Below are 2,869 nucleotides of genomic sequence, written 5' to 3'. Positions count from 1 at the left end.
GCTCCGAAAAAAAAACGGAGAGGACTCACTAACTAAAGAAGGACTGAATTATAAAGTTAAGGAAGCGAAGTGTAAACTTGTAAACGCAAATGGAAGAAACCAGAAAAACAATAACACAACAGTCCCTGTTCACAGAGGGAGTTCTAAAAAACCGAAACTCTCATCTGACAGGGAATTATTAATTTCTAAGAAGCGGTATTTGCAAACTCAAAAGGGCAAACACATGGCGCATGAGCGGAAAATAATTTTATAGTTCTGCATGCGCCAAGAGTTTGCCCTTTTTTTACCTTCTTGCAAGCAGGCGGGACAATTATTCCAACCGTTGCGTCTATCTCACCTCGACAACTTTGCATTTTATTCCCCGACAGCCAAGAAATAAAATAATATCCTCGCAACTTTATTACATTTCCTCGCGCCTCATTCCCCGACAGACAATTTCATTAGACAATTCCGTATTCCCGACAGGCAAACAAAAAATACAGCAGGACGTAAACGCCCAGTTGCCAACAGCAGGTTGGAGAAATGGCGGTTGACATTTAGAAAAAATGTCTTCAGCATTTAATTATCTTTGTGCTGTGGGACAGTGAAGTGTTCCAAACACCGCCACTTCTCCAACCTGCAAAACGTTGTGTGCTATGCTATGACGACCGAGCATTTCATAACTTTTCTGCAAGACAAATTACTTTTTCTTACTTTTGACAAATGAATTACTGGACACAATTAAGCATTGACTACGCAAATCAGAAATCCTATTTGGACGACTTGTTCAAAGTATATCCGACCATTCCCGAAGGTATCAGAGACATCAATGAAGAAAGTTGGAAAAAAATAGAAATCGCTTTCAACAAGAAAAGCAACGAAATACTAATCAAGGAACTTCTCAAACTAAATTTATTTCCAATCAAGGACAGTTACATTGCTTATCTCAAACGGGACAAAACATCCATTGAGAGAAATCCGAAAACAATCAACAGAATTTGCGGACGGCTTTATGAAATGGGACTTGCAAAAATCTTAGAGCGTTGCAGTGAGCCAAAAGAAACTAACAGACAAATTGGACCTTTTTTCAGACGGTGGTTAAACAACAAATCGCTGGGCATACAACCCGTTTCGCTTGACGACTTTACAAAAAATAAAAAGGACGCAATCCTCAATGGAAGCGACAAGCAGTTGATGGATTTTGCCTATGACGAACTCAATTACAAACATTCCAAAGGGCTTGATTTCATTGGAAGATTTAACGGAAAGTATGTAATTGGCGAAGCAAAATTTCTTACCGACTTTGGCGGACATCAGAACGCACAATTCAATGATGCCATCAGCACAGTAAAAGCGAAAAATGTTAAGGCGATAAAACTTGCAATCCTTGACGGAGTGTTATACATCAAAGGCAACAACAAGATGTATAAAGATATTTCCACCAAGTATAAGGACTTGAATATAATGAGCAGTTTAGTTCTGCGTGAATTTCTTTACCAAATCTAAACTGCGATGAAATTACACTATAAAAATAAAAGGACAGAGCAAGAAATTTTTGACAGTATTCCCGATGTGAAACTGTATCCGCAACAAATTTCTAATAGTAAAAATACATTAATTCAGTGCGACAATTTACAAGCATTGAAATTTCTTGTTACAAAGCACAGTTTGAAAGGTAAAGTTGATTTAGTTTATATTGACCCACCTTTTGCAACAAATAATACTTTCACAATTTCAGAGGGCAGAGCCAACACAATCAGCAATAGCAGTAACGGAACGGTTGCATACAAAGACACTTTGAAAGGTGCTGATTTTATTGAGTTTTTACGAGAGCGTTTAATTCTTCTGAAAATGCTTTTGTCGGACAAAGGTTCAATCTATTTGCACATTGATTATAAAATCGGGCATTATGTAAAGGTAATGATGGACGAAGTTTTCGGAATTGAAAATTTCCGCAATGACATCACGAGAATAAAATGCAATCCGAAAAATTTCAGTCGCAAAGGATATGGAAATATGAAAGACCTCATTCTTTTTTATTCCAAGACAGACAATTTAATTTGGAACGAGCCAATCATTACTTACACCGAAGCAGACAAGTTAAAATTATTTCCAAAGAAAGATAAGGACGGCAGACACTACACGACAATTCCTTTGCACGCACCTGGAGAAACGAAAAACGGAAAGTCCGCTAAACCATTCAAAGGTATTAACCCACCCAAGGGCAGACACTGGAGAAGTGATGTAAAAATTTTGGAGCAATGGGACAATGAAGGATTAATTGAATGGAGTGACAATGGAAATCCACGAAAAATAATTTACTTTGACGAGCAAGAAGGAAAACGAATGCAAGACATTTGGGAATTTAAAGACCCGCAATATCCCATTTATCCGACAGAAAAAAATTCCGACTTGCTGGACATCGTTGTAAAAACTTCTTCCAATGAAAACAGCATCGTGCTTGACTGTTTTTGCGGTAGCGGGACAACTTTGAGAGCAGCACAAATCAATGGCAGACATTGGCTCGGCATTGACCAATCAGACGAAGCAATTAAAGCCACGACAGAAAAACTCAACGACATTAAAGGGGACTTGTTCATTTCGCAGACGGACTTTCAACTCTGGACAGAAAAGAAAAAGAAGCACAGCACACAACAAGGGATTAGCGTAAGCGGGGTTTCATTTTAATTTTGTTGTTCATTGCTTTCTATTATCTTTGTTTCGTGGAACAAGTTCGTAGCAGTTTATTCCCGCCTACGCTAATCCCCGAACCGTTACCGCCAATTGCAGCGGACAAAAAAAATTACGGACGCAAACAGACGCTTACGGACTTTTAGACGAGCTTACTAAATATTTTCGCGGGACAATTACTTTTCTTCTGACAGCTTTT

At 38.4% G+C, this 2,869-nt stretch carries 2 protein-coding genes; both read left to right on the top strand.

Going from position 1 to position 2,869, the window contains the following annotated elements:
- Positions 1–702 precede the first annotated feature (702 nt).
- The gene (locus HY841_13345) at positions 703–1,485 is read left to right on the top strand and encodes a restriction endonuclease (protein ID MBI4931746.1); all 783 of its coding nucleotides are present in this window, start codon (positions 703–705) and stop codon (positions 1,483–1,485) included.
- Positions 1,486–1,491: 6 nt separating this feature from the next.
- Positions 1,492–2,667 carry a site-specific DNA-methyltransferase gene (locus HY841_13340; protein MBI4931745.1) on the top strand — a complete coding sequence of 392 codons (1,176 nt, stop codon included), beginning with the start codon at positions 1,492–1,494 and terminating at the stop codon, positions 2,665–2,667.
- The last annotated feature ends 202 nt before the right edge of the window (positions 2,668–2,869 follow it).

Source organism: Bacteroidota bacterium, assembly GCA_016213405.1.
GTDB lineage: Bacteria > Bacteroidota > Bacteroidia > Palsa-948 > Palsa-948 > Palsa-948.
This window is presented reverse-complemented; position numbering and strand designations above follow the sequence as displayed.

Bases quoted from the DNA above. Each gene is read 5' to 3' on its own strand.
- HY841_13345 (MBI4931746.1), top strand. From the start codon at position 703: ATGAATTACTGGACACAATTAAGCATTGACTACGCAAATCAGAAATCC.
- HY841_13340 (MBI4931745.1), top strand. From the start codon at position 1,492: ATGAAATTACACTATAAAAATAAAAGGACAGAGCAAGAAATTTTTGAC.